Annotated in this window: 19 protein-coding genes and 3 tRNA genes; 11 read left to right on the top strand and 11 right to left on the bottom strand. The window is 73.1% G+C overall.

Translation table 11 applies throughout. The annotated features are described in order from the left end of the window. The first annotated feature begins 56 nt into the window (after positions 1 to 56). The 3 genes from hemG (at position 57) to CC117_RS06485 (ending at position 5,066) form a co-directional block, all read left to right on the top strand. A complete protein-coding gene (gene hemG, locus CC117_RS06495; protein WP_071082826.1) occupies positions 57 to 1,469 on the top strand; it encodes a protoporphyrinogen oxidase in 1,413 nt (470 codons plus the stop codon). Between the two features lie 97 nt (positions 1,470 to 1,566). Next, positions 1,567 to 2,412 carry a hydrogen peroxide-dependent heme synthase gene (gene hemQ, locus CC117_RS06490; RefSeq protein WP_407673480.1) on the top strand — a complete coding sequence of 282 codons (846 nt, stop codon included), beginning with the start codon at positions 1,567 to 1,569 and terminating at the stop codon, positions 2,410 to 2,412. A 1,019-nt stretch (positions 2,413 to 3,431) separates the two neighbouring features. After that, positions 3,432 to 5,066 (top strand): sugar transferase, encoded by a 1,635-nt coding sequence (locus tag CC117_RS06485; protein WP_116287712.1) that lies wholly within the window; start codon positions 3,432 to 3,434, stop codon positions 5,064 to 5,066. A gap of 52 nt (positions 5,067 to 5,118) precedes the next feature. Here CC117_RS06485 and cysC read toward each other — a convergent pair whose 3' ends face one another. Next, positions 5,119 to 6,960, bottom strand: coding sequence for an adenylyl-sulfate kinase (gene cysC / locus CC117_RS06480; protein WP_071082823.1), 1,842 nt, complete (start codon positions 6,958 to 6,960; stop codon positions 5,119 to 5,121). 35 nt (positions 6,961 to 6,995) lie between these two features. Here cysC and CC117_RS06475 point away from each other — a divergent pair, with 35 nt between their 5' ends. Together CC117_RS06475 and CC117_RS06470 are read left to right on the top strand one after the other, a co-directional pair. Continuing rightward, positions 6,996 to 7,832, top strand: coding sequence for a 3'(2'),5'-bisphosphate nucleotidase CysQ (locus tag CC117_RS06475; RefSeq protein ID WP_071082822.1), 837 nt, complete (start codon positions 6,996 to 6,998; stop codon positions 7,830 to 7,832). A 93-nt stretch (positions 7,833 to 7,925) separates the two neighbouring features. Continuing rightward, on the top strand, positions 7,926 to 9,176 hold the full coding sequence (locus CC117_RS06470) for an ATP-dependent DNA ligase (protein WP_241829880.1): 1,251 nt from the start codon (positions 7,926 to 7,928) through the stop codon (positions 9,174 to 9,176). A 17-nt stretch (positions 9,177 to 9,193) separates the two neighbouring features. On the opposite strand, the gene CC117_RS06465 is transcribed toward CC117_RS06470, so the two are convergent. The 6 genes from CC117_RS06465 to glgX form a co-directional block, all read right to left on the bottom strand. After that, positions 9,194 to 11,230: a hypothetical protein gene (locus CC117_RS06465; protein WP_241829879.1), complete on the bottom strand. Its 2,037-nt coding sequence runs from the start codon at positions 11,228 to 11,230 to the stop codon at positions 9,194 to 9,196. Between the two features lie 80 nt (positions 11,231 to 11,310). Then, the gene (locus tag CC117_RS06460) at positions 11,311 to 11,646 is read right to left on the bottom strand and encodes a hypothetical protein (RefSeq protein ID WP_071082819.1); all 336 of its coding nucleotides are present in this window, start codon (positions 11,644 to 11,646) and stop codon (positions 11,311 to 11,313) included. A 224-nt stretch (positions 11,647 to 11,870) separates the two neighbouring features. Continuing rightward, positions 11,871 to 12,659: a pyrimidine reductase family protein gene (locus tag CC117_RS06455; RefSeq protein ID WP_071082873.1), complete on the bottom strand. Its 789-nt coding sequence runs from the start codon at positions 12,657 to 12,659 to the stop codon at positions 11,871 to 11,873. Positions 12,660 to 12,971: 312 nt separating this feature from the next. Further along, complete coding sequence (gene treZ / locus CC117_RS06450) at positions 12,972 to 14,759, bottom strand: malto-oligosyltrehalose trehalohydrolase (RefSeq protein ID WP_071082818.1); 1,788 nt, start codon at positions 14,757 to 14,759, stop codon at positions 12,972 to 12,974. Positions 14,760 to 14,883: 124 nt separating this feature from the next. Next, positions 14,884 to 17,445, bottom strand: a complete 2,562-nt coding sequence (treY, locus tag CC117_RS06445) for a malto-oligosyltrehalose synthase (protein ID WP_241829878.1) — start codon at positions 17,443 to 17,445, stop codon at positions 14,884 to 14,886. Beyond that, positions 17,435 to 19,642, bottom strand: a complete 2,208-nt coding sequence (gene glgX / locus CC117_RS06440; protein ID WP_071082817.1) for a glycogen debranching protein GlgX — start codon at positions 19,640 to 19,642, stop codon at positions 17,435 to 17,437. The genes treY and glgX overlap by 11 nt, the downstream gene beginning before the upstream one ends. Before the next feature lie 122 nt (positions 19,643 to 19,764). On the opposite strand from glgX, the gene CC117_RS06435 reads away from it, so the two are divergent. The 4 genes from CC117_RS06435 (at position 19,765) to CC117_RS06420 (ending at position 22,433) form a co-directional block, all read left to right on the top strand. Next, complete coding sequence (locus CC117_RS06435; RefSeq protein ID WP_071082816.1) at positions 19,765 to 20,217, top strand: NfeD family protein; 453 nt, start codon at positions 19,765 to 19,767, stop codon at positions 20,215 to 20,217. A gap of 47 nt (positions 20,218 to 20,264) precedes the next feature. After that, entirely contained in the window at positions 20,265 to 21,281 is a 1,017-nt protein-coding gene (locus CC117_RS06430; RefSeq protein ID WP_071082815.1) for an SPFH domain-containing protein, read from the top strand. Between the two features lie 181 nt (positions 21,282 to 21,462). Further along, the gene (locus CC117_RS06425; RefSeq protein ID WP_071082814.1) at positions 21,463 to 21,996 is read left to right on the top strand and encodes a DUF3145 domain-containing protein; all 534 of its coding nucleotides are present in this window, start codon (positions 21,463 to 21,465) and stop codon (positions 21,994 to 21,996) included. A gap of 146 nt (positions 21,997 to 22,142) precedes the next feature. After that, positions 22,143 to 22,433 carry a DUF4193 domain-containing protein gene (locus tag CC117_RS06420; protein WP_018634941.1) on the top strand — a complete coding sequence of 97 codons (291 nt, stop codon included), beginning with the start codon at positions 22,143 to 22,145 and terminating at the stop codon, positions 22,431 to 22,433. Positions 22,434 to 22,505: 72 nt separating this feature from the next. Here the strand turns inward: CC117_RS06420 and CC117_RS06415 are convergent, their stop codons facing one another. After that, positions 22,506 to 23,192: an isochorismatase family protein gene (locus tag CC117_RS06415; RefSeq protein ID WP_084131638.1), complete on the bottom strand. Its 687-nt coding sequence runs from the start codon at positions 23,190 to 23,192 to the stop codon at positions 22,506 to 22,508. A 117-nt stretch (positions 23,193 to 23,309) separates the two neighbouring features. On the opposite strand from CC117_RS06415, the gene CC117_RS06410 reads away from it, so the two are divergent. Together CC117_RS06410 and CC117_RS06405 are read left to right on the top strand one after the other, a co-directional pair. Continuing rightward, positions 23,310 to 24,122 carry a DUF3097 domain-containing protein gene (locus CC117_RS06410; RefSeq protein ID WP_071082813.1) on the top strand — a complete coding sequence of 271 codons (813 nt, stop codon included), beginning with the start codon at positions 23,310 to 23,312 and terminating at the stop codon, positions 24,120 to 24,122. 306 nt (positions 24,123 to 24,428) lie between these two features. Next, positions 24,429 to 25,337: an N-acetylmuramoyl-L-alanine amidase gene (locus CC117_RS06405; protein WP_071082812.1), complete on the top strand. Its 909-nt coding sequence runs from the start codon at positions 24,429 to 24,431 to the stop codon at positions 25,335 to 25,337. Between the two features lie 93 nt (positions 25,338 to 25,430). On the opposite strand, the gene CC117_RS06400 is transcribed toward CC117_RS06405, so the two are convergent. From CC117_RS06400 to CC117_RS06390, 3 genes are all read right to left on the bottom strand, one after another. Further along, positions 25,431 to 25,502: transfer RNA gene (locus CC117_RS06400), tRNA-Val, on the bottom strand. A gap of 13 nt (positions 25,503 to 25,515) precedes the next feature. Continuing rightward, a tRNA-Cys gene (locus CC117_RS06395) sits at positions 25,516 to 25,587 on the bottom strand. Positions 25,588 to 25,630: 43 nt separating this feature from the next. Beyond that, positions 25,631 to 25,702, bottom strand: a tRNA-Gly gene (locus CC117_RS06390). Positions 25,703 to 26,154: the final 452 nt, after the last annotated feature.

Below are 26,154 nucleotides of genomic sequence, written 5' to 3'. Positions count from 1 at the left end.
GGCGCCGGGTCGGCACCGCCATACCGGGGACGGCGTGAAGAGGGGCTGGGAGACACGTGCGGGTCGTGATCATTGGCGGGGGAATTGCGGGGCTTGCCGCCGCGAACGCGCTGGCGGGCAGCGCCGAGGTCACCGTGATCGAGGCGGGCGACCGGGTCGGGGGCAAGCTGCGGACGACCCCGATCGAGGGCCTGGCCGTGGAGGAGGGCGCGGAGTCCTTCCTGGTCCGGGTACCGGAGGCGCTCCGGTTGGCGCGCCAGGTCGGGCTGGGGCATGCGATCGTGCACCCGACGACGACCGCCGCCTCGCTGTGGGTCGGCGGGCGACGGCGGCCGATCCCGCCGAACACCATGCTGGGCGTGCCGACGGATGTCCTCGGCCTGGTGCGGTCACGGGTCCTCTCGCCGCTGGGGCTGTTGCGTGCCGCGGCCGACGTGGTGCTGCCGCGGACGTCCCTGCCGGACGACCCGACCGTCGGCGGCTACGTGGGCGCGCGGGTCGGGCGGGAGATCGTCGAGCGGCTGGTCGACCCGCTGCTCGGGGGTGTCTACGCCGGCCGGGCCGACGCGCTGTCGYTGCAGGCGACCGTCCCCCAGCTCACCCCGATCGCGACGGAGGACCGGTCGCTGTTGCTGGGCGCCCACCGGGTCCGGGCGCGGACGGGGCCGGCGACCGCCCACACGCCGGTGTTCGCCGCGCTGCGCGGCGGACTCGGCCCGTTCGCCGAGCAGGTGGCGCAGTCCAGCGGCGCGCGGATACGGACCGGGCTGATGGCTCGCGAGCTGCGGCGGACGTCCGACGGCTGGGAGGTGCGCTGCGACCCGGTGGGCGGTGGAGAGACGCCGCCGCCGTTCGCCGCCGATGCGGTGATCGTCGCGGTGCCCGCGGGTGCGGCCCGTGACCTGCTCACCCCGCTCGCGCCGCACGCGGCCGCCCCGCTGGCGGGGGTGCCGTACGCATCGGTGGGCCTGGTGACCCTGCTCTACCGGGGGGTGACGCTGCCGGCCGGCAGTGGTCTTCTCGTGCCGCCCCGGGCCGGGTTGTCGATCAAGGCTGTGACCTACATGTCGGCGAAGTGGCCGCATGTGGCGGCCGGCAGTGATCTCACGGTGATCCGGGCCAGCGTCGGGCGGGCCGGGGCGGAAGGCGACCTGCGGCGCGGTGACACCGAGCTCATCGGTGTGGTGGCCGCAGAGGTCGCGCAGGTCACAGGGATCACGGCCCGGCCGGTCGGCTGCCGGGTCAGCCGCTGGGGCGGCGCCCTCCCGCAGTACCTGCCAGGCCACCTGGGTCGGGTGGCGGCCGTGCGGCGGGCGTTGCCGGCGGGGCTGACGCTCGCCGGCGCGGGCTACGACGGCGTGGGAATCCCGGCGTGCATCCGGTCCGGCGAGGCGGCTGCGGCCGAGGTGCTGCGCGCGCTGCGTGCCGGCGGAGCGCAGGCGGCCGAGTCGGAGCCTGCCGGCGCCTGAGGCCGCGGGGCCGGACGCGGGGCGGGGGCCCGCGCAGCCACCGGCCGTGCGCGCCGCGGCCGCTCGGGAGCGGTCGCCGAGGTGGACAATGGAGGGCATGTCAACAGGCGACGACGTCCAGCACGGCGGCACCCCCTCGGCGTCCGCGCCCACCGCGGGTGCGCCGCACCCCGGCCCTGGCGCCAGGGGTGCCCATTCGCACGACTCCGGCCCGGGCCGGCCGCAGGCCGCTGCCGCCGCCGAGGCCGGCCCCGACGCGGGGAGATCGGCCCGGGAACTCAACGACGAGCTGCTCTACACCGGCTGGTCGGTCTTCGCGGCCCGGCGGCCACTGCCCGCGGACCGCACGGAGATCGTCACGGAGGTGGCCGCGCTCCTCGACGGCGCGCTGGCCAAGGATGTCTACACCCGCGGGATCTACGAGATCTCCGGGTACCGGGCCGATGCCGACGTGATGCTCTGGTGGACCTCTCCGAACCCGGACCTGCTGCAGGAGACCTACCAGCGGTTCCGGCAGACCGAACTGGGCCGGCATCTGGAACCGGTGTGGTCCGCCGTGGGCCTGCACCGCCCGGCAGAGTTCAACCGGAACCACATCCCGGCCTACGTCCGCCGTGAGGACCCGCGGGACTACATCTGCGTCTACCCGTTCAACCGGTCGCTCGAGTGGTACCTGCTGCCCGATTACGAGCGCCGCGGGCTGCTCGCCGAGCACGGCATGATGGGTCGCGAGTACGAGGATGTGCGCGCGAACACCGTCGCCGCCTTCGGGCTGGGCGACTACGAGTGGCTGCTCGCCTTCGAGGCCGACGAGCTGCACCGGATCGTCGACTGCATCCGCCACCTACGGGCCAGCGCGACGCGGCGCCACACCAGGCTGGAGATCCCCTTCTACAGCGGCGCCCGCAAGCCGCTCGCGGACGTCGTGGCGGCGCTGCCCTAGCGGGGGCCTGGAACACGAGGAGAGGTCGGCACCTGCCTGGGCGCCCCCACCCGTCCGGCAGGCGCCGACCGCCCCGTTGCTGCCCCCACAGCCAGGTGGCCTGAGCCGACCCGGGCGGGCAGGAACCACCGGCACCGAGGGCCCGTCGGGCCACGGCGGAACCGGTGGTCGGCGGCCGGTCACTCCCGGACCGGCCATGACTGACAGTAGCATCACGGCTTGTCTCTGTCCGCTTAGCGTCAGCGAACGAAACCAACGGTAGCCGCAAAACGGTCGATCAGGGATGATCGACCGTTTTTCTTACGGAGGGTTACTGGCGTGCGCGTCGCCGTATGTCACTGACGGTGACCGAAATAGTGGTTGGGTTCCGGTGGCCTGCTGTCGGGAAGAAGGCTTCGGTGCCGGGCGGGGCGATGGTCCGGTCTGGCGCGGGTGCCGGTAACGTTGCCGCCTGACCAACGAGCGTCGCATGTCGGGGCCGAGGCGGGCCAGGGCTGGTCCGGCCGGTCTCGGCGCCCTGGTTCGCGTCGGTAGCCCACGCCGCGCGTGAACCCGTGCCATGGGCCGGTGTGGCTGCCCGGGTCGGACGATCGCCGGAGATCGGAGTTCGGTATGCCGCGAGGGGACAGACGGCGGGGGAGCAGGCGACGGGGGAGTGCGCGCACGACAGGCGCCGTGGAGTGCGGGGCCCTGAGTCGCGCGTACCGACTACAGGTCCGCGCGTGTCTGGGCGAACCGCTACACCGGCAGGCTTGTCCTGATCGACAATTGGTCCGGCGGGGGAAGGCCCTGCGGGGGGGCCTCCGGGGGGCGGTCGCCGCGTGCCCGTTCCGTCGACCAGAACTGACATGCCGAAGGCCAGGGGGGGTCCTGTTGTGACGGATACGGTGTCCGGGGGTACAAGATCATTTGGGGGTGGTCCGTGGCCGCCTGACGGGCCGCGGCCCACCGGCAGCCCCTGGCCCGCTGGCGGGACGGGTGTCGTTCCCCAGGCCCGCGGCTTCTTCGAACCTGAGGATGTGGTGCATACGGGTCCGCCGCCGGCCCAGCACGGCTGGCCGGGCCCGCCTGCCCCGCCCACCCCGCGGGTCGGGCCGGGCTGGAACGGCGTGCCGCCGCAGCCCGCGGCCGGCTGGCCCGGGCGGCCTGTCGACCCGAACCAGTACGCCTTCCTTCACGCCCAGACATCCCAGGACCCGCGTGACTACCGCGCCCAGGTCGGCTGGGAGCGGCGCTACGTCCGGCTGTTGGTGCTCTTCGACGCGCTCGCCTGCGTCCTCTCCGTCGGCCTCGCCTACTTCGTGCGCTTCGGTGACGTCGTCGACTTCGAGACCAAGCCGGTCTCGTCGACGCCGTACATCATCATGACGGTCCTGCTGCCGCTGGCCTGGGTTCTCGCGATGTCGCTCAACCGCGCCTACGAGACCAGGTTCCTCGGCGGCGGCTCCGAGGAGTTCCGCCGGGTCGTGAACTCCGCCGCCCGGCTTACCGCGCTGGTGGCGGTCGCCTCGTATGCGACCAAGGCCGAGATCGCCCGAAGCTACGTGCTCATCGCGTTCCCCGTGGCCACCCTGCTGTCGGTGGCCGGCCGGTCCGCCGGCCGCGGCATCCTGCACCGGATGCGCCGGCAGGGCCGGTGTCTGCACCGGGTCCTCGTCGTGGGCGCGGGGGAGTCCGCGGCCACGCTGGTACGGCTTGCCCAGCGCGACCCGACCTCAGGCTGGTCGGTGGTCGGTGTCTGCCTGGACCGGCTGCCCGGCCGGCACAGCCACGACCGGCCCGAGCGCAGCGGGTTCGACCTGCTCGGCGTGCCCATCGTCGGCACTTCCGAGAACCTGCACACAGCCATCCAGGCCACCCATGCGACAACGGTCGCCATCGGCCCGCAGATGGACGGAGAGACGCTGCGCCGGGTCCTGTGGGCCCTCGAGGGCAGCGACGTGGACGTCCTGGTCAGCTCGGCGCTGACGGACGTCACCGGCCCGCGCATCTCGATCCGCCCGGTGGCCGGCCTGCCGCTGCTGCACATCGAGGAACCAGAGCTCAGCGGGACGCGGCGGCTGATGAAGATGGCCTTCGACCGGGTCGTCGCCGGTGTCGCGATCCTCCTGTTCTCGCCGCTGCTGATCGGCCTGGGCCTGGCGGTGCGGCTCACCAGCCGCGGCCCGGCGATCTTCAAGCAGACGCGGGTCGGTCGCGGTGGCAGCGAGTTCCGGATGTACAAGTTCCGGTCGATGTACGTCGATGCCGAGGCCCGCAAGGCGGAGCTGGAGTCGCGTAACGAGCGTGCCGAGGGCCTGCTGTTCAAGATGCGGGACGACCCGCGGATCACCAAGGTCGGCAAGTTCCTGCGCAAGTGGTCGCTCGACGAGCTGCCCCAGCTGTTCAACGTGGTCAACGGGAGCATGTCCCTGGTCGGCCCGCGGCCGCCGCTGCCCTCCGAGGTCGCCCGCTACGAGGACGACGTGTACCGCCGGCTGATGGTCAAGCCGGGGCTCACCGGGCTGTGGCAGATCAGCGGCCGCAGCGATCTGGAGTGGGACGAGTCCGTCCGGCTCGACCTGCGGTACGTCGAGAACTGGTCGTTGGCGATGGACTTCGTCATCCTCTGGCGCACCCTGTTCGCCGTGCTCCGGCGCGAAGGCGCCTACTAGAGGCTCCAGCGCGGGGAGCCGCCCACTGGAGGGGGCCCCGGCGCGGGAACGCCTACTGAGGCTCCGCCTCGACCCAGCCGGTGTGGACCAGATGCTCGAGCACCTGGTCCACACCGGCGGAGGCGGACAGGGCGGCGGTGTCCACGACGACGTCGGCGTCATCCGGCTCCTCGTAGGGGTCGGAGACTCCCGTGAAGGTGGGGATCACCCCCGCCCGGGCCTTCGCGTACAGGCCCTTGCGGTCCCGCGACTCGCACACCTCCAACGGGGTCGCCACGTGCACCAGCACGAAGCCCGCGCCCCGGGCGGTCGTCATCGCACGCACCTGCGCGCGGATGTCGGCGTAGGGCGCTATCGGCGCGCAGACAGCCGTCCCACCGGCCCCGGCGACCTCGGCGGCGACGAACCCGATGCGACGCACGTTCGTCTCCCGGTCGGAGCGCGAGAAGCCCAGCCCCTGCGACAGATGCGTCCGGACGACATCGCCGTCCAGCAGGGTGACCCGCCGGCCCCGCTCGAGCAGGCGGCAGACCAGCAGCCCGGCGAGCGTCGACTTCCCTGAGCCGGAGAGGCCGGTGAACAGGATCGTCAGCCCTCGGCGGGAGCGCGGGGGCAGCGCCCGCACCAGCTCGGCGGCTACCCCCGGCGGCGTCAGCTCTGCCGGCAGCGGGGCACCGGCGTCCAGCAGAGCGGCCAGCTCCTCCGCGTCCGGAGCCCCGATGGCGGGCCCGGTCAGGCTGCCGGCGCAGCCGTAGACCTCGGCCAGATGGGCCCGCAGCGCGGTGAGCTCGGCCATCGCGTCGAGGGCGGGCGCGCCGGCGTCGGGCTCGTCGGTGAGCCCGCCGGGGGATGTGGCGCTCATCGCCGGTTCGCGCGGGGCGGCGAGCTGGCCGGCCGGGGCGACAGGCACCAGCACCAGCATGCTGTGGTGACCACCCGGGCCCTCCCCGGGGCCGTGACCCGGCCCCGGGGCCTGCCCAGGGCCGGCGGGCGCCGCCTCTGGCGGGCCGGCGTGCCAGCCGTGCTGCGGGGCCCCCGGCCGCCCTCGGATACCGCTCTTCGACACCGCCTCGGAGGCGAACGGCTCATGGGCCAACGTCGCCTCGGCCGGGCGCGGGRCCGTGTCGATCGCGTTCAGCGCGGCGATCAGACAGCGGATGCGCAGGTGGTGTGAGGCATCCGCCGGATCCGCGCCGCCGACCGGCGCCAGGATCACGCAGTGCTTCCCCCGGCGGGTCAGCGCCCGGATACGGCCGACATCGGCGGTGTGCAACAGCCCGTCGGCCCACACCGCCCACGGCGCGCCGGTGCCGGACGCCGTCCAGCCGCGGTCGGCGAAGTCCGCACGCAGCTGCGCCGGGGTGCGGCGCAGCGCCGGGTAGTCCGGATGGCCGGGCAGCTCCAGCCCCTCCACAGTGCCGACGAGGCGGGCCGCGGGCGGTGCCGGCTCCAGCGCGAGCAGCCGCAGCGCGGCGACCATCACCCCTTCGCGGTCACGCAGCGCCACCTCGGTGCCGATGGTCAGGTCGGCCGCCGCCGCGGCGGGGACGGTCAGCGTCGGCACCGGCGGGCTCTCGGGCGCCGGGATCTGGTCGGCGCCGCCGGGCGCCTGCCCGGCGTAGCTCGGCGCGGGCCCGAAGACCCCGAGCACCATCAGCTCGAGGTCGGAGAGCTGCCGGGCGTCGAGGGTGACCGAAGGCCAGCCGACGGACGCCGCCCGCAGCTGCCGGGCGCGCTCGGGTGCGACGACCGCGTCTGGCCGGTCGGGCGGCCCGGTCCGGCGCCCGTTCTCCTCCGACTGCGCGGTGTGCCCGCGGCGCTGGTCGGACGACCCACGCAGATCGCGCGGATCCCGGACGGACGTGCCGACATCGTTGTCGGAGGTGGCGCTCACACCCGCGACGGTAGCGGGTGGAAGACTCGCACCCGATGAGCACCGACGACATCCGCCGGCCGGCCACGTTCTCCACGGTTCCGGTCGACATCGCCACGGACGAGCTCAGCGATGCCGCGCTGGCCCGCCGCCTGGCCACGGACGCGGGCAAGCTCCTGCTGCGCATCCGGGCCGAACTGGGGTTCGCCGAGACGGCGACCCTGCGCGAGACCGGGGACGCCCGGTCCCACCAGCTGCTCGCCCGGGCCCTCGGCCGGCATCGACCGGACGACGTGGTCCTCTCGGAGGAGGCGGCGGACGACCCGGCGCGGCTCGGCGCCGACCGGGTGTGGATCGTCGACCCGCTCGACGGCACGCGGGAGTTCTCCGAACCGGGCCGCACCGACTGGGCGGTGCATGTGGCGCTGTGGGAACGCGGCGAGCTGACGGTCGGGGTGGTGGCGCTGCCCGCCCTGGACCTGGCGCTCTCCAGCGCGGACCCCCCGCGGGAGCGCCGCGCGGACACCACCGCGCCGCGCCTGGTCGCAAGCCGGACGCGCTCGCCGCGGATCGTCACCGAGGCCGCCGAGGCGCTTTCCGCGACGATCGTCCCGATGGGTTCCGCCGGGGCGAAGGTGGCGGCGGTCATCCGCGGCGAGGCCGACATCTACCTGCACGAGGGCGGCCAGTACGAGTGGGACTCGGCGGCCCCGGTCGCCGTCGCCCGGGCGGCCGGCCTGCACACGAGCCGGCTCGACGGATCGCCGCTGCGCTACAACCAGCCGGATCCGTACCTCCCCGACCTGATCGTGTGCGATCCGGCCTACACGGAGCGGGTGCTGGCCGTCACCCGTGCCCGCTCGGTGGGAGCGGACGGCGCCGCGCCGGCCTAGCGCCGGTCCAGCGCCGGTCCAGCCCGGTTCCGGCGTGGCCGGGGCACGCCGACACGCTCACGGTGTGCCGACCCGATGGGGGAGTATCGGCCGATGGACCTGCCCGTGTCGCCGCCGGTGAAGCCGATGCTCGCCCGGGCCACCGCCAGGATCCCGCCCGGCATGCTGTACGAACCGAAGTGGGACGGGTTCCGCGCCCTGGTGTTCCGTGACGGCCCGGAGCTGGAGATCACCTCCCGCAACACCCGGCCGATGACCCGGTACTTCCCGGAGCTGGTCACGGTTCTGCTGGCCGGTCTGCCGCAGCGGTGCGTGCTGGACGGCGAGATCGTTGTCGTCGGCCCCGACGGGCTCGACTTCGAGGAGCTCGCCCAGCGGGTGCACCCCGCGGCCAGCCGGGTCGACCGGCTCGCCCGCGAGACCCCGGTCTCCTTCGTGGCGTTCGATCTGCTCGCCCTCGGCGACGAGGCACTGGTCGAGGAGCCGTTCGCACGGCGGCGGGCGGCGCTGGAGGAGGTGCTGGCCGGTGGGACCGGCCCGTCGCATCCGTTCCCCCCGGCAGAGCCGACCGGGCCGGAGCCGGGGCCGGCAGCCGACGGCGAGAAGCTCGAGAGCCCGGAGGCCGCGGCGTCTCGGCGCGTTCCGAGCGGGCTCTATCTGACTCCGTTGACCAGCGACCCGGCTGTGGCCGAGGAGTGGTTCCACCGCTTCGAGGGCGCCGGGCTCGACGGACTTGTCGCCAAGCCGCCCGACGGCCACTACGAGCCGGACCGGCGCACGATGATGAAGATCAAGCATGAACGCACCGCGGACTGCGTGATCGCAGGCTACCGGCCGCACAGGAACGACCCGGACGCGGTGGGGTCGCTCCTGCTCGGGCTGTACGGCGAGCCGGCGGAGACCGGCGCGCCTGCCCTGCTGTCCGTCGGGGTGACCTCCGCCTTCCCCATGGCGCGCCGCCGGGAGCTGGTCCAGGAGCTCGCAGATCTCGTCACGCCGATCGCCTCGCACCCCTGGGCCCGGCCAGGTGCGCAGGACGGCGGTTCTGCGGCGGGGGTCGACAGCGCAGCGGCCGTCGTACCGGACGCCACTCCGGCGACCCGGACTCCCTGGGACGCCGGGGAGAGCCGGTGGGCTCGCGGCCGGGACCTGTCGTTCGTGCCGCTGCGGCCCGAACGGGTCGTCGAGGTGCGGTACGACCACATGGAGGGCCCGAGGTTCCGGCACACGACGCAGTTCGTCCGGTTCCGGCCGGACCGTGATCCGCTCAGCTGCACCTACGAGCAGCTCGAGCGGCCGGTCAGCTTCGACATCGCCGAGGTGCTGGGCATCAGGCCGGGCTGACCCGGCGCAGTGGCGGGTCATCCGAGGCCCCGGTCGCCTGGGCTCTGCGCGCGGGCCCAGGCCGGCCCCCAGCCGGGCACCACGTCCGCCGGCGGGGCGCCCAGTACGGACGGCAGCCGATCGTTGTTCGCCACGATGGCGGGGCTCGCCAGCCAGGCTCCGTAGGACGACCGCTGTAGAGGCGTCATGGCCTCGACGGCGATCGGTTCGTTCCCGGGGCCGAGGAAGTCGTCCGCCGGGCCGGTGACGTAGCCGTCGGCGCGGGGGTCGCCGGTGTACACCCGGGTGGTGCCGCCGCCCGCGTCGACGCGGACCGGGCGGAGCGGGCTGCTGCCCCGGTGGCGCCACAGCTGCGTCACCGAGGCCCGGTACTGGTCCTGCCAGGCCGGGAGGATGCGCAGGCCGACCCGCAGGGCGGCGAGGACGGCACGGGAACGTTCCGTCGGCAGGGTCGCCGTGGCACGGCGGACGCGATCCTCGACGATCTCGACGGTCAGCCCCGTGCCGAGGTTGACCAGCGTCCGCACGAGGCTGGTCACGTCGATCGACTTGGCGGTCTCGGCGAGGATGTCGAGCAGGACCGCGGTGCGCCGCTGGTGCTGTTCGAGGGCTGCCGCGTGGTCCCGCAGCTCCGCCTCGGCGGCGTCGATGAGCGCGGTGCCGAAGAAGGTGACGATCTCGTTCGCCTGGTGGTAGGCGAGCGTGCGCGGGCTGGCCGGGTAGTGCCCCGCCTCGGGCCGGTTGTAGCCACCGGTGCCCAGCCAGGCCTGCTCCTCGATGCGGGCGGCGGCGGTGACCGCGTCGGCGGCGAGCAGCGGAGCGCTGGCCCCGCCTCGCAGGCTCTCCCGCAGCAGCGCCGCCCACTGGCCGGCGGCCAGGCCGAGGCCGGGAGCATCGGGCCGTGACCTGTCGGGCGGCAGCGGTGAGGTGATCGCCGCGTGGAGGTCGTCCCGCCAGACGTGCAGGACCTGCCCGTAAGCCGCCCGCAGGTGCGGGGAGATCCTGCCGGGCGGGCCGGCTGCCCCCATCTCGACGAGCCGGACCACGAACTGTCGTGCCGCGGCCGGGCTCGCCTGCTGTGCCGCCGCCCCACCCGCAGCGGCGAGCAGCGCCGCGCGGGCGGGTTCCAGCGCCGCGGACCAGGAGTCACCATGCGGCCGCAGCCCTTGGGGTAGTTCGGTGACCAGCCGGGACGCGTGCAGCAGATGGGGGAGGTACCGGCCCGCGAAGGACGGCGCGAGCCGCGGGTCCGCCGCGATCGCCCGGAGCAGCGCGGCTGCGTACTCCCGGTGGGCGGCGCGGGCGGACCAGGGACCCGAGCGCATGCCGCCGCGCGGCCCGGTGAGCAGACCGACGTCGCGAAGCGAACCGTGGGTGGTGTCGAACATCAGATCGCCGAGGCGCTCCAGCAGCTGCGGCGAGAACCGCCCGTGCCCGAGCAGGGGCCCGAGCAGCGAGGTCTCGACCTGGCCGGCCCGCCCCTGCCGGCTGAACGCGCCCAGCCACGCATCGCTCAGCACACGCACCCGGCTGTAGGTGGCGAGGCCGCGCCCCAGGACCTCCGCGGCCTGCGCCGGCCGGGCCCGCGCCGGGCCGGCCGGGTCGAACAGGTGGTGCAGCAGCACGGCGACGCCGGTGGGCCCGAGACGGTCGTAGAAGCCGGCGACGAAGCCGGGATCGTCGGCTCGGCGGCCCAGGACGGCGACCGTGTCGGTGAGCCGGTCGCGATCCCGGTGGTCGGGGCCGGGGCGGGTCAGCCGCTCGGCCAGCGCCCGGCCCGCGGCCGTGGCCGTGGCCGCGGTCTGGCCGGAGGCCTCGTGCCTGTCGGGCGTTGCCCACCGAACCGCCGGCGCCGGCGCGCCTGGTGCCCCCGATGCCTCGGGGTCGGCCGCCTGCGCGAGAACCAGGCGGCGGCGGAGGGCTGTCACCTCATGTTCCGCCCAGGTGCCAGCGGCCTGTAGCCGCGCCGGCGCGCCGACGGCGAGCGGGACGGCGTCGGCGTGGGCGGCGAGGGCGCGTTCCTGCGTACGCAGCTTCCGGTGGAGCTCCGTCATCGCGGTGACCATTCTTTGCAGTGCTGCCGGATCGACGACGACACGTTCAGGTGGCCCGGGCACGGTGCGCCTCGCGTCAACTACTGCTGGCCGGCCCGTGGCGCGGGCGCCGGACCGGGGTGGCGGGCCCGTGGATCGTCGTGGGTGACCCGCACGGGTTCGCTGAGGAGCAGGTGCCGGCAGGCATCCACCCAGGAGTCAAGGGCGCCGAGGGCGGCCGCCCGCTGACCGGCGGCCCCCCTCCACCAGTCGTCCGCTGCGCGGCCCGCCCAGCCACCTGCGTCGGCTTCGGCGAACAGCGCGCCGAAAGCCTCGGTCAGCTCGTGGCGCTCGGCCACCACCGCGGTGAGCGCGGCCTCGGCTGCCTGCCGGAAGCGGTTCGGTGCGGACCCGGGGAGCGGCGTCACCTGCGTCACGGGAGAGTTCGCAGGAGTGGGGTTCGGGTCGGTGAGGTTCGAGGCGTGGGCATGGGCGGTTCCGTCCCGTCAGGTCCGGAGGCGGGCGTCGCCGGTGCGGGCGGACGTCCGGCCCCTGAGGTCGGAACCGACGCTAGCCGCGTCGACCTGCGGTCAGCCCCGCGCGCACCGGGCTGTGGACAACGCGATGTCGTGCGGACCGGCGGCCAGGCCCGGGAGCCGGATCAGCGACCGAAGCGGAGGAACAGGGAGCCGTCCTCTTCGAGAACGTGCAGGAGCCGCAGGTGCTGCGGCGCCGTCCAGGACGCGCCGGCCATCATCCCGAGGCGTGCCGGTCCGGCCAGGACCGGCGCGAGCGTCACGCACACCTCGTCGAGGAGCCCGGCCCGGGCAAGCTGGGAGTGCAGGGTCGGACCGCCCTCGGTCAGGACGCGCAGCAGCCCGCGCTCGGCGAGCGCGGCGAGCACGGCAGCCGGCTCGACGGTCCGCTCGCCGCAGGACACGACGTCCGCGACGGGCTCCAGCGCGCGGCGCAGTTCGATCGGCGCTGCCTCGCAGGTCAGCAACAGAGGGCGGACCGCACCGCCGAACAGGCGAGCGTCCGGGTCGAGGTCGAGCCGGCCACTGACGACCGCGACCGGTGGGATCGGTGCGAGCCCGGCCGCGACGCGGATCTCCTGGCGCGCTGCCGGGACGGGCACCGGCCCGTAGTCCTCGGTCCGAACCGTGCCGGCGCCGACGAGCACCACATCGGCCAGCCAGCGCAGGGCGCGGAACACGCGGAGATCTGCCGGGCCACCGAGATCGCCCGACCGACCGTCGATCTCGATGGCCCCGTCGACGGAGGCCACGAAGTTGGACCGTATGTGCGGGATCCCCGCCGTCAGCTCGGGCAGCCCGTAGACGATATCGAGATCAACTTCGGTGGAGCCGGGCGCACTGGCGGGATATGCGTGCGCGTTCCTGGACGAGTCAGGAGGAACAGAAACGTCCGTGGACAGAAGAACGCGCATCTCCACGACTCTATCGGCCGCCGGCCGCCGGCCGCCGCGCCGACGCGGCTGACCCGCAACGGCGATCGACTCGGCCGGCCGCGCCGCGCACCTGCCGCGGACGGCAACCGCCGCGGTCGCCCGGGCGCCTGCCAGGATGGCACCGTGAACACGTACGTGGCGCTCCTGATCGGTGTTCTGCTCGTCAGCCTCGCCGGGCTCGCCCTGCTCTACCGCGGCCTGACCCGGGCGGCGGACCGCCGCCGGACCGGCCGCTGATCGGACCGGCGGGGATGGCCGGACCAGCGGGCCTGGCTGGAGCGGCGGGCCTGGTCAGTGCGCTGGCAGCAGCCGGACCACGACGACGGACTCGCCCTCCAGCTCGACCCGGCCCGGCATGTACGTGAACCCGGGGCTGGAGGCCGCCGGGGCGTCGAACGGCACCCCCTCCACGGGAACCGACTGCCGGTGCGCCGCGAGATTGCACACCACGGCGACGTCACCGGCTCCGGAGAGCCGGCGCAGCACGAACCAGCGTGCCTGCTCGTCGTACGAGCAGCTGACCGAGGCCAGCGCCGGGTCGCTGAGCTGGGGCAGCCGGCGGCGCAGGCTGATCAGACGGCGGTGCCAGTCGAACAGCGAGGCGTGGTCGGGCAGGTCCCGCTCGCTCCAGTCCAGCCGGGAGCGCTCGAACGTCGCCGGGTCCTGCGGGTCAGGGACGTCGTCGGGTCCCCAGCCGTGCGCGGCGAACTCCCCGCGCCGCCCGTTGCGCACGGCCTCGGCGAGCCGGGGGTCGGTGTGGTCGGTGAAGTACTGCCAGGGCGTGGTCGCGCCCCACTCCTCGCCCATGAACAGCATCGGCGTGAACGGCGCCGTCAGCAGCAGCGCGGCACCGATCCGCAGCTGGCCGGCGCTCAGCGTCGCCGGAGCGCGGTCCCCGGTCGCCCGGTTGCCGACCTGGTCGTGGTTCTGCAGGAACGTGACGAACCGGTAGGCGGGTGTCCGGGGCGGCACGGGACGTCCGTGGGAGCGGCCGCGAAACGTCGAGTAGCCGCCGTCGTGCACGAACGCCGACGTCAGGGCCTTGCTGAGGGTGTCGAACGAGCCGAAATCGCCGTAGTAGCCCTGCCGTTCCCCGGACAGCGCGGCCCACAGCGCGTGGTGGATGTCGTCGGCCCACTGCCCGTCCAGCCCGTGCCCGCCGGCTTCCGGAGCAGTGATCATCCGTGGATCGTTCATGTCGGACTCGGCCACCGCGAACAGCGGGCGGCGCTGTTGGGTGCCCAGCCGGTGCACCGCGTCGGAGATCTCCTCCAGCAGGTGCCGGGCCCGGTTGTCGACGAAGGCGTGCACGGCGTCGAGCCGCAGGCCGTCGCAGTGGTAGTCCCGCAACCAGGCGAGGGCGCTGTCGATGACGAACGCGCGCACCTCGTCCGACCCGGGGGTGTCCAGGTTCACCGCCGGGCCCCACGGGGTGCTGTACCGGTCGGTGAAGTAGGGCCCGAAGCGGCCGAGGTAGTTTCCGTCCGGGCCGAGGTGGTTGTAGACCACGTCCATGATCACGCCGAGGCCGCGGTGATGGGCGGCGTCCACGAAACGCTTCAGCCCGTCCGGCCCCCCGTACGGCTCGTGCACGGCGAACAGGCCGACCCCGTCGTAGCCCCAGCCGTGCCGTCCCGGGAAGGCGTTCACCGGCAGCAGCTCGACCAGGTCGACCCCCAGGTCCACCAGGTGGTCGAGGCGCTCGATGGCCGCGTCGAAGGTTCCCTGCGGCGTGAACGTACCGACGTGCAGCTCGTAGAGCACGCTGCCGGACAGCGGAACGCCGTGCCAGTGGACGTCCGTCCACGGGAAGCGGGCATGGTCGACGAACCGGGAGCGGCCGTGCACCCCGTGCGGCTGCCAGGCGGAGCGGGGGTCGGGCAGCTCCTCGCCGCCGTCGACGAGGTAGGCGTAGTCGGCTCCGTGCCGGGCCGACGGCACCTCGACGGACCACCAGCCGCCGTCGGTGCCGGTCATCTCGTGCACGGTGTCCTGCCCGGAGCCGGCGCTGGTCTCGCCGTCCGCGATGACCAGGCTGACCGTCTTCGCGGCGGGTGCCCACACCCGGAAGGAAGTCATGTTTCCTGTCTACCGGTAGCAGCTCGTCCCGGAACGTTCTTCGGCCCGGGTCTGGTGCCGGAGTACCCGCCGGCCTGCACACGGCGGGCACCCCCGCGGGGCCGCCGGCGGCACGGCGGCACTCTCAGGGGGTGCGGATCAGCAGGCTGACGGGGAAGTCGCGCAGCAGCCGCAGGACGTAGGCCGTCCCCCCGTCGTGCCGTCGGCCGGTCAGGACGTCGGCCCAGCGGCCCTCGGGAAGGGTCACGGTCGTGTCGCGCCAGCCGCCGCCGCGCCGCAGGCCCAGAACGAGCCGCGGCACCACCGTCACCACCGACTCGGTGCGGCAGAAGGCGACGACGTGCTCGGCGGCCGAACCGGAGGCCCACAGCGGCCGGTAGGTACCCTGCTCCCCGAACCACTCCGGGTGGTCCCGCCGTACCCGCAGCGACCGCGCCACCACGAGCAGCTTCGCCGCGCCGGAGTCGTCGAGCACCGGCGGGCGCCGCGGCGCCGCCAGCTCCGAGCCGGGCTCCACCCCGAGCTCGGTGAGCATCTTCGCCCGCTCGCCGAAGTTGACCGGCCGGCGGTTGTCCGGGTCGACCAGGGAGTGATCCCACAGCTCCTGCCCCTGGTAGACGTCGGGGACGCCGGGCATCGTGAGCTGCAGCAGCTTCTGCGCCAGGCTGTTCTGCCGGCCGAGCTCGACCAGGGTGGCCACGTAGGTGTCCAGCGCGCCGACGAACTCCTCGTCCTCCAGCGCGCTCTCGATGTAGTTGGTCAGCGCCGCCTCGTAGGCGGGATCGGTGTCCGCCCAGGTCGTGAAGAGCTTCGCCTCCCGCACGGCCTTGACCATGTACTGACTGACCCGCTCGGCCGAGATCGGCCAGGCGCCCACCAGGGTCTGCGCCAGCAGGTACATCGTGACCGGGTCGGGCCAGCCCGCCTCCGGGTCGGCGTGCCGCTCACCGAGCCGGGTCAGCCGGCGCAGGATGTCGGCCCAGCCGCGCGGGTCCTCCGACAGCACGGCGAGCCGGGCCCGGACGTCCTCGGAGCGCTTGGTGTCATGCGTGGACAGTGTGGTCATGGTCAGCGGCCATGCCCGCTGGGTGGTGATGTTGGCTTCGTGGAACTCGTTGACGGCGCTGCGGGGATGGCCCGTCGGGTAGGCCGGGAAGTCACCCGGGGCACCGCCGACCTCGTTGAGCGCGACCATCGGCACGTACCGGTAGAAGGCGGTGTCCTCGATGCCCTTGGCCATCACCGGCCCGCAGGTCTGCTGGAAGCGCACCACGAACTCGGACGGACCGGCGAGGGCGAGGTCCTCGATCAGGTCGATCTCGCTGGCCCGGCCCGGCAGCGCGAGCCGGGCCTGCTCGCACGCGCGGACGACGTGGCCGCGGGCCTCCAGGCTGGGTGTCCCGTCCGGCCGGATGTAGGCGCGGTACACCTCGAAGGCGGCGAGCACCTCGCGCAGCGCCTCGCGCAGGCCAGCCCGGGTGAGGTCGGCCCGGTCGCGCCGGGCCTCGGCCAGTGCCAGCCCGGTCAGGCGGTCGACCTCGGGTCGCAGGACGGTGGTGAGGACGTCCATCTTCGCCGCCCGGGCGACCGGCGCGAAGTCGGGCGACCGCCCGCTGACCTCGGTGTAAAGGGCGGCCATCGGGCGGGCGGACACCGGGTCCAGGAAGAGCCGGGTGATCCGGTTCAGCGTCTCGTAGCCGGTGGTGCCGTCGCAGGCCCAGCTGTCGGGCAGGGCCTCCTCGCGTTCGATGATCTTCTCGACGATCGTCCACACGCCCCCGGTGGCGTCCGCGAGCTGGCGCAGGTACTCCTCCGGGTCGGCCAGGCCGTCCGGGTGGTCGATGCGCAGCCCCTCCAGGTTGCCGGAGCGGACCTGCTCGATCAGCAGCCGGTGGGTGGCGGCGAAGACGTCCGGGTCCTCCTGGCGCAGGCCGGCCAGCGACGGGATGTCGAAGAAACGGCGGTAGTTCAGCTCCGTCCCGCCGACGCGCCACCAGCACAGGCGGTAGTACTGCGCGTCCAGGGTGGCCGCGACGTCGGCCGGGTCGGCGGTGCCCGCGGCGACCGGAAGCACGTGGTCGTAGTAGACGATCACCCACTCGCCGTCCTCGTCCTGCTCGACGGTGATCTCGTCGGCGGCGAGGCTGTCCGCGAGGGACTGGCCGAGCAGGGGCAGCAGCACCCGCCCCGGGTTGTCCGGGGAGTCCCAGTCGATGTCGAACCAGGAGGCGTAGGGGGAGTCCGGCCCTTCACGCAGCACGGACCACCAGGCGGTGTTCGTCGTGCCGGGGGCCAGCACGGCCATGTGGTTGGGCACGACGTCCACGACGATGCCGAGCCCGGCGCGCCGGGCCGCGGCCACCAGCCGGCGCAGGCCGCCGAGACCGCCGAGCTCCGGGCTGATCTGGCTGTGGTCGACGACGTCGTAGCCGTGCGTCGACCCGGGCGCCGCCTCCAGGATGGGAGACAGGTACAGGTGGGAGACCCCGAGCCCCGCCAGGTATGGAATGATCACGGCGGCGTCGGTGAACGAGAACTCCAGGTGCAGCTGGAGCCGGTAGGTCCCGCTCGGGACGACCCGGAGCTCGCCGCCGCCCAGCTCCTCCCGGCCCGCGCCCGGGGCGCCCTCCCGGCGGCGGTCGGCAGGCGGGTGGCGGTCGGGGCCGCCGGGCCGGTCAGCTGACACGGCGCAGCACGAGGGTGGCGCGGGCATCGACCTCGAGCGGGTCCTCGGCCTTGATCAACCGCTCGACGTCGATGGCGCCGAGCTCGGTGCCACCGAGCATCGCCGCGATCTCGGCGCTGGACGAGCGCGTGTCCACGATGATCTCCCAGGTGGTGCCGAAGTTGGCCGGTGGTGCCAGGAACCGGATCGGTTCGTGGTGGGCGTTGAAGAACAGCAGGAAGGAGTCGTCGACGATCGCCTCGCCGAGCGTGTTGGGGTCCGGGATGCCGTGCCCGTTGAGATAACAGCCGAGCGAGCGCGCCGTGCCGGACTCCCAGTCGGTGTCGGACATCTCGTTACCGTCAGGACGAAGCCAGACTATGTCCTTGGCGGCCACCTCGACGGCTTCCGCGCCGTCGGTCGACCCACCTGCGTTGTCCTCTCCACCGGCCGAGCCGCGGATCGACTCGCCCTGGAAGAACCGCCGCCGCCGGAACACCGGGTGCGCCCTGCGCAGGTGGGCGACCTGGGCGGTGAACTCGATCAGGTCGGCGTTGCGCTCGGCGTCGGACCAGTCCAGCCAGGAGATCGGGCCGTCCTGGCAGTAGGCGTTGTTGTTGCCGCCCTGGGTGCGGCCCATCTCGTCGCCCGCCACCAACATGGGCACGCCCTGCGAGAGCAGCAGGGTGGCGAGCAGGTTGCGGGCCTGGGCGTTGCGCAGCCGGTTGATCGCCGGGTTGTCGCTGGGACCCTCCACCCCGCAGTTCCAGGAGCGGTTGTCGTCCGAGCCGTCCCGGTTCTCCTCGCCGTTGGCCTCGTTGTGCTTGTCGTTGTAGGAGACGAGGTCGCGCAGGGTGAAGCCGTCGTGGGCGGTGACGAAGTTGATCGACGCGTACGGCCGCCGCCCGTCGTTCTCGTACAGGTCCGAGGAGCCGGTCAGGCGGGAGGCGAACTCGGCGATGCCGTGGTCCTGCCCACGCCAGAAGTCGCGGACGGTGTCGCGGTACTGCCCGTTCCACTCCGTCCACAGGGGTGGGAAGTTACCCACCTGGTAGCCGCCCTCGCCGAGGTCCCACGGCTCGGCGATCAGTTTGACCTGGGAGACGACCGGGTCCTGCTGGACGAGGTCGAAGAACGACGACAGCCGGTCGACGTCGTAGAACTCGCGGGCCAGGGTGGCGGCGAGGTCGAAGCGGAAGCCGTCCACATGCATCTCGGTGACCCAGTACCGCAGCGAGTCCATGATCAGCTGCAGGACGTGCGGGTGCCGCACCCGCATGCTGTTCCCGGTGCCCGTGTAGTCCATGTAGTACTGCGGATCGTCGTCGACCAGCCGGTAGTAGGCAGCGTTGTCGATGCCCCGGAAGGACAGCATCGGACCCATGTGGTTGCCCTCGGCCGTGTGGTTGTAGACAACGTCGAGGATCACCTCGATGCCGGCCTCGTGCAGGTTGCGGACCATGCCCTTGAACTCCTGCACCTGCCGCCCGTCGCCGCCCGCGGACGAGTAGCCGTTGTGCGGGGCGAGGAAGGCGATGGAGTTGTAGCCCCAGTAGTTGCGCAGGTTGCGGCTCACCAGATGCTCGTCGTGGACGAACTGGTGCACGGGCAGCAGCTCGATCGCGGTCACGCCCAGCCGGTGATAGTGATCGATCATCAGCGGGTGCGCCACGCCCGCGTAGGTGCCGCGGTACTCCTCGGGCAGGCCCTCGTGGCGCATGGTCAGGCCCCGCACGTGCGCCTCGTAGATGATCGTCTCGTTGTAGGGGCGGCGCGGGGGGCGGTCGCCGTTCCAGTCGAAGAACGGGCTGATCACCACCGACTTCATCATGTGCGGCGCGGAGTCGGCGGTGTTCACGCTCTCCGGGTCGCCGAAGTTGTAGCCGAAGACAGCCTGGTCCCAGTCGATCTCGCCGTCGACGGCCTTGGCGTACGGGTCGAGAAGAAGCTTGTTGGGGTTGCACCGATGCCCCTGTGCGGGATCATGGGGTCCGTGGACGCGGTAGCCGTACCGCTGTCCGGGCAGCACGGTGGGCAGATAGGCATGCCAGACGAAGGCGTCGCGCTCGCGCATCTCGATCCTGCGCTCGGCTCCCGAGGGGTCGAACAGACAGAGCTCCACGCGCTCGGCGACCTCCGAGAAGATCGCGAAGTTGGTACCCGACCCGTCAAAGGTGGCGCCGAGGGGATAAGGGCTGCCTGGCCAGACCTGGGACATACGCACGAAGCCTACGGCTCGGCACCCCCGCCGGGCCCGGGGGCGCGCGAAGCGCGGGCGGCTGTTGGCTGCAGCCATTGAGTTCTGATAGATCGTTGGAGTTCCGACCGCGGAGAGGTGCCATGGCGGACGAGGTCGTCTGGGTCATCGTGGCGGGTGTGCTCCTGGTCGGGGAACTGTTCACCCTGGACCTGATACTGATCATGTTCGCGCTTGCGGCGCTGGTCAGTGCGGGCCTCGCGGTCGCGGGCGCCGACCTGATCGTGCAGATCGTGGCCTTCGCCGGGGTTTCGGCCGGGCTCACCGCCGGCCTGCGCCCGGTCGCCCGCCGCCATCTGACCCGCGGCCCGCTGCTGCGGACCGGGACGGACGCGCTGGTCGGCGCCCCCGCCGTCGTCGTCGAGCGGGTCGACGGGGCGGACGGCAGGGTCCGGCTGGCCGGCGAGATCTGGTCCGCGAGACCCTTCCCGGAGGCGGAGGTACTGGACGTCGGCACCGCCGTCCGGGTGCTGCGCGTCGACGGCGCGCATGTGATCGTGCACCGTGCGGAGGGGATCCCGCCTCCCAGCGGGTAGGACGCCGCGCCGGGGAGCGGGACCTCGGCCATGACCAAGGAGTGAAGATGGGCGGAGTCATCGCCGCCGGGGTGGCGGCGCTGGTGGTCCTGATCTTCCTGATCCGGTCCGTGCGGATCGTTCCGCAGGCGCGCGCGATGGTGGTCGAGCGCCTCGGCCGCTACCACCGCACGCTGACCCCGGGCCTGGCGATCGTGGTCCCGATCGTCGACCGGATCCGGGAGCGCATCGACCTGCGCGAACAGGTGGTGAGCTTTCCGCCGCAGCCGGTCATCACCGAGGACAACCTCGTCGTGGGCATCGACACCGTCATCTACTTCCAGGTGACCGACCCGCGGGCGGCGACCTACGAGATCGCCGACTTCATCCGGGCGATCGAGCAGCTGACCGTCACCACCCTGCGCAACGTCATCGGCGGGATGAACCTGGAGGGGACCCTCACCTCCCGGGACCAGATCAACGGGCAGCTGCGTGGGGTCCTGGACGACGCGACCGGGCGGTGGGGCATCCGGGTGAACCGGGTCGAGCTCAAGGCGATCGACCCGCCGCGCTCCATCCAGGACTCGATGGAGAAGCAGATGCGCGCCGAGCGTGACCGGCGTGCCGCGATCCTGACGGCGGAGGGCGTGAAGGCCAGCGAGATCCTGCGGGCCGAAGGCGAGAAGCAGGCCGCGATCCTGCGGGCCGAAGGCCACCGGGAGGCCCAGATCCTCGCCGCCGAGGGCGAGGCCAAGGCGATCGGCACCGTGTTCGGCGCCATTCACGAGGGCGACCCGGACCAGAAGCTCCTCGCCTACCAGTACCTGCAGATGCTGCCACGGCTGGCCCAGGGGCAGGCCAGCAAGCTGTGGATCGTGCCCAGCGAACTGACCTCCGCGCTGGGCGGCCTCGCCGGGCCCGGCGGGCTGTTCGACGTCGAAGGCAGGGCCGGCCGCCAGAGCGGGCACGACGGCGACGGCGGCAGCAGCGAGCGCGGTGGTGAGCACGGCGGCGAGGGCGGAGGCGGGGACGGCGGGGGCCGGCCGGGCGGCGGTGACGGGAGCTGGCCCGCCGCTCCCGTCTGAGCCCCACCTGAAAGAACCAGTCCCTCGGTGGGGTGGGGGACACCACATGTGGCACCAGGGGAGGAGAGAGGTCTAGTCCTGGCCCGCTGGTCATGGCACGATCGACTGGTATCTGACGGGTCCGATGTGACGAGCCGCAGGGGAAGGCGTTCCTCGTCGACGGAGGTCCCGCGTGGTGGCAATGTCATCGACAGCTCGTGAGCTGTCATCCGGCTCGTCGTCCTTCGCCGTGCCGGGCAAGCTGGCGGTTCTCGCGTGCCCGCCGGCGCTGTGCCCGCACCTGGAGTTCGCCGTGTCCGGAGCCCTGACCGCCCCGGTCTCCCTGACCTGGACGGCGCAGCCGGGCGATCCCGGCTTCCTGTATGCCGGTCTGGAATGGCGCGCCGTTCCGGGGACGGCGGGCCGGCTGGCCTCCGTCCTGCGCCGGCTGGGGCATGTGACCTTCGAGACCGTCGAGGGTCCTTCCCCGGGCTGTGACGCCGAACGGTACTCGTTCACCCCCGAGCTGGGTCTGCACCGCGCCGCGATCGCCGCCAACGGGGACGTCGTGGTCGGCGAGGTCGCCCTGCTCGCCCTGCTCGAACGCGGTGAGGCGCGGGAGACCCTCTCCCGGGGCCTGCACCGCCTGCTCGGCACCGCCTGGGACGACGTCCTGGAACCGCTGCGGCGAGGGGCTCACGGCGCGCCCGTGACCTGGCTGCGGCGCACCGGGTGACGTCTCCGCACGGCTTGCTGAGCGCCCGCTCAGCTGTCTGTGGTCAAGCCCACACTGTGTTCGCGTGGGTCGGACGGGCACATACCCCCGGGGTCGTGCGTTGTGGGTTGCGCACGACGAGAGCACAACCATTCTGGGAGAACTCAGTGGCCACCGATTACGACACCCCCCGCACCACGGAACTCGAGGACTCCGAGCAGAGCCTGGAGGCCCTCAAGGCCCGGCGGGCGGACGCGGCGGCCGACCTCGGTGACGATGTCGATCCGTTCGAGACCGAGCTCGGCCTGCCCGGCGCCGACCTGTCCGGAGAGGAGCTGACCGTCCGTGTCCTGCCGCGGCAGGCGGACGAGTTCACCTGCACGAGCTGCTACCTCGTCCACCACCGCAGCCAGCTCTACGACGCCCGGCGCATGGTCTGCCGGGACTGCGCCGCCTGAAACCCGGCGCCCAGCACCACCGCGGTGCGAACCAGGCGGTACCGCGGTCTCCTGCTCCCCACCCCGGGGAGGTCAGGACGGTGTCCGCACGCCTGCCTCACGCATCCGGGCGACCGCGCGTTCGCGGTCGCCCTCGGTCAGTTCGACGAAGCGGGTGAGCGCCAGGGGGACGACGACGTCCAGCCCCTGCGCCCGCGCGTCGAGCGCGGTCTCGAGCACGCAGTAGTCACCCGCGAGGCCGACCACGACCACGCTGGCCACCGAGCCCGCGGCCAGCCGCTCGCCGAGCACCGTCGAGGACCGTGCACCCGACTGCGGGTCCCGCACGGAGAAGCCCGAGTAGCCGTCCGCGCCGTCGACGCCCTTGCGGATGACCTCCCCGGCGATCGTCACGCCGGGGTGGAAGGCTGCGCCGGGCGTGTCGCGCACGCAGTGGGGCGGCCACGGCCCGCCCTCGGTCACGAAGTGCGGCGTCGACGGGGGATGCCAGTCCTGGGTGTAGTAGACCGGGGATCCGGCCTCCGTCGCGGCCGCGATCTCGGCGTTCACCCCGTCGACGATCTCCTCTCCGCCGTCGACGTAGAGGCTGCCGCCCGCTGCCGCGAAGTCGTTCTGCATGTCGATCACCAGCAGCGCCACGCCGGGGCCGTACCGGGCATGGGCATGGGCGTCCGTGACCGTGGCGGCCCGGTCTCCAGGCCGACGCGCTCCGTGCGCGTTGGTCCGTTCCGCCGCGCCCTCCGCCGAGCTGCTTCCCACGGTGCCTCCCGACATCCACGGTGGTCACTTCGGGCCGCATGGCCACCCGGCCTGCACGGCCCGCGCCGCGGCGTGTCGTCGGGAATGCCCGCCCCTGTCCCACTGTAGGTTGCGGGCGTGCGCAGCCGCGACTACGGACCCGACATCCTGGCCCAGGCCAGGGCACGGGTACCCAGACAGCCACGGGTGGTCGAGATCGAGCCGGACCTGGTCGTCGAGGACGCTGACTCCGGGTACTGCGGGGCGGTCGTCGGCGTCGAGGCCGGCGGGGTGATGCTCGAGGACCGGAAGGGGCGCCGCCGGGTCTTTCCTCTYGCCCAGGGCGCCTTCCTGCTGGACGGCGAACGGGTCACACTCACCCGCCCCCGGCCCGCTGCCCCGTCCGCACCCCGGCGCACCGCCTCGGGCTCCCTCGCCGTGCCGGGCGCGCCCGCCCGCGTCGCGCGTGCCAGCCGCATCTACGTCGAGGGCCTGCACGATGCCGCCCTCGTCGAACGGGTCTGGGGCGACGACCTGCGGATCGAGGGTGTCGTCGTGGAGCCGCTGAACGGCGTCGACGACCTGCCCGAGATCGTCCGCGGTTTCCGGCCGCAGCCGGGGCGTCGGCTCGGCGTCCTCGTCGACCACCTCGTCCCCGGGTCCAAGGAGAGCCGGATCGCGGCCGCTGCCGCCGGGGAGCACGTCCTCGTGACCGGTCATCCCTACATCGACATCTGGCAGGCGGTGAAGCCGACCTCGGTCGGGATCCGGGCCTGGCCGCAGGTGCCGCGGGGCCAGGCCTGGAAGGAAGGCGTCTGCGCGGCCCTGGGCGTCAGCGAGCCGGCCGAGATGTGGCGCCGGGTGCTCGCGGCGGTCGACTCGTACTCCGACCTCGAACCCGGCCTGCTGAGGGCCGTCGAGGAGCTGATCGACTTCGTGACCGCAACCTGACGGAGCGTGGTGCCGGCGATCCGGGCCGGCCTGGCCGGACGTATATGGTTACGTACGGCCATTCCAGGCTCTTCGGCGCGAAGGTCGCTTCGGTCGCTGGTCGCCCCGGTCCGCTGGTCGCGTGGATCATGCGCGTGGATCCTGCGGTGCTGTGGTCTCTGGTTCGCCGAGGTCCCGACCGACGCTCCGAGACGCGGGGTCCGGTGCCTGACCGCATCCCGGCCGCCGGTGCCTGACCCGCGTCCGGGCCCGCCGGCGCCTGGACCGGCCAGGCCCGGAGGGGGGCGGAGGAGAAGCGGGGGCGCCATGCCCAGGAGCACGCCCAGGAGGGTGTCGCCCTACGCGCTGCTCGCGGCCGCGGCGGTCCTGGCCATTGCCGTGGCCGTGACCGGCATGGTGATCTGGCCCGGGGGGACCGAGTCCGACGGCGCTCGGCGGCCTGCTGCCGGGGTCACCGCGGAGGCGGACCCCCGCGCCCTGGCCGGGCGAACCGTGGTCATCGACCCCGGTCACAACGGCGGGAACAGCGCCGATCCCAGGGCCATCAACCGGCTCGTCGACGCCGGCGGTTTCCGCAAGGAATGCGACACCGTGGGTGCTGAAACCACGGACGGGTACGCGGAGCACGCCTTCACCTTCGACGTGGCGGTCCGCGCTGCCGAGGAACTGCGCGCGCGGGGCGCAACGGTGATCCTCACCCGCAACGACGACCAGGGTGTCGGGCCGTGCGTCGACGAACGGGCCCGCATCGGCAACGAGGCCGGCGCCGACGCCGTGGTGTCCCTGCATGCCGACGGTGGGCCGCCGCAGGGCAGCGGCTTCCACGTCATCGCGCCGGCGGCAAGCCCCGACGGAGGCAACGACGGCATCCTGCCGGCTTCGGGGCGGCTCGCCAACCTGCTCCGGGAGGCCTTCGGGTCGGCGACCGGTCAGCCGCCGGCCGACTACCTCGGCGAGGACGGGATCACGGTGCGGGCCGACCTGGGCGGCCTGAACCTTTCCCGCGTGCCGAAGGTCTTCCTCGAATGCGGCAACATGCGCAATCCCGGTGACGCCGCGCGGATCAGTGACCCCGCCTGGCGTCAGCAGGCGGCGGCGGGCCTCGTCCAGGGACTTGTCGCCTTTCTGACCGACGGCGGACCCCGTGACGGAGGCACCGCGCGTGCCGGCGGTGGCGGGGGCAGTTCAGGGGCCTCCGCCTCGCCCGGCAGCTGACCTGCCCGGCGGAACCCCTGCCCTCATCCGGCGCCAACTACGACAAAAGGCCGTTCCTCCATGAGGACGGCCTTCTGCGCTTTTCGCTACGGGTGGGCGATACTGGGATTGAACCAGTGACCTCTACCGTGTCAAGGTAGCGCTCTCCCACTGAGCTAATCGCCCGTAACTGGATCAGAGGCGGAGGCGGGAATCGAACCCGCGTACAGGGCTTTGCAGGCCCTTGCCTAAACCACTCGGCCACTCCGCCGTGAAAGGCCGTGATGGCTTCATCTCTGACCACACCGCTTCCGAGCGGACGACGGGATTCGAACCCGCGACCCTCACCTTGGCAAGGTGATGCTCTACCACTGAGYCACGTCCGCACGCTCCGCTGCCGCGCTCCTTGAAAGGAGTGCTCGGRCTGCCGATCGGATCGGCTTCCCGCTTGGCGGTGCAGGTAGYACTCTAGCGGACGATCGGGGCGGTCGTCGAATCTGCGCRCCGACGTGCCGGGATGTCGCCCGGATGTCGACCCTGTGTCGCTGACGCGTTGATCTGCCGGTCGCACACGGTGTCAGGCGTGTGTTTGCGCCCGGTGYGCCGGCACGGGGGGTGGCACCGGGTGCTGTCCGGCCGCCGGAGAGGGACGGGGGTCACGCCCGCGGGCGACAGGGGGTACCCGTGCGGGCGGCGTAGTCCCGTAGACGGCGGCGCGGGGGAGTCCCGCTCCGCTCCGGGTGCGCGGCGCGGCGACCTCGGGCCTCAGGCACGGTCGACGACGGCGGTACGGTGATCGGGATGATGGGCGCGAGCAGGGGCATCACGAGCGGGGGAA

It is taken from the genome of Parafrankia colletiae, from assembly GCF_001854655.1.
Taxonomy (GTDB): Bacteria; Actinomycetota; Actinomycetes; order Frankiales; family Frankiaceae; genus Parafrankia; species Parafrankia colletiae.
This window is presented reverse-complemented; position numbering and strand designations above follow the sequence as displayed.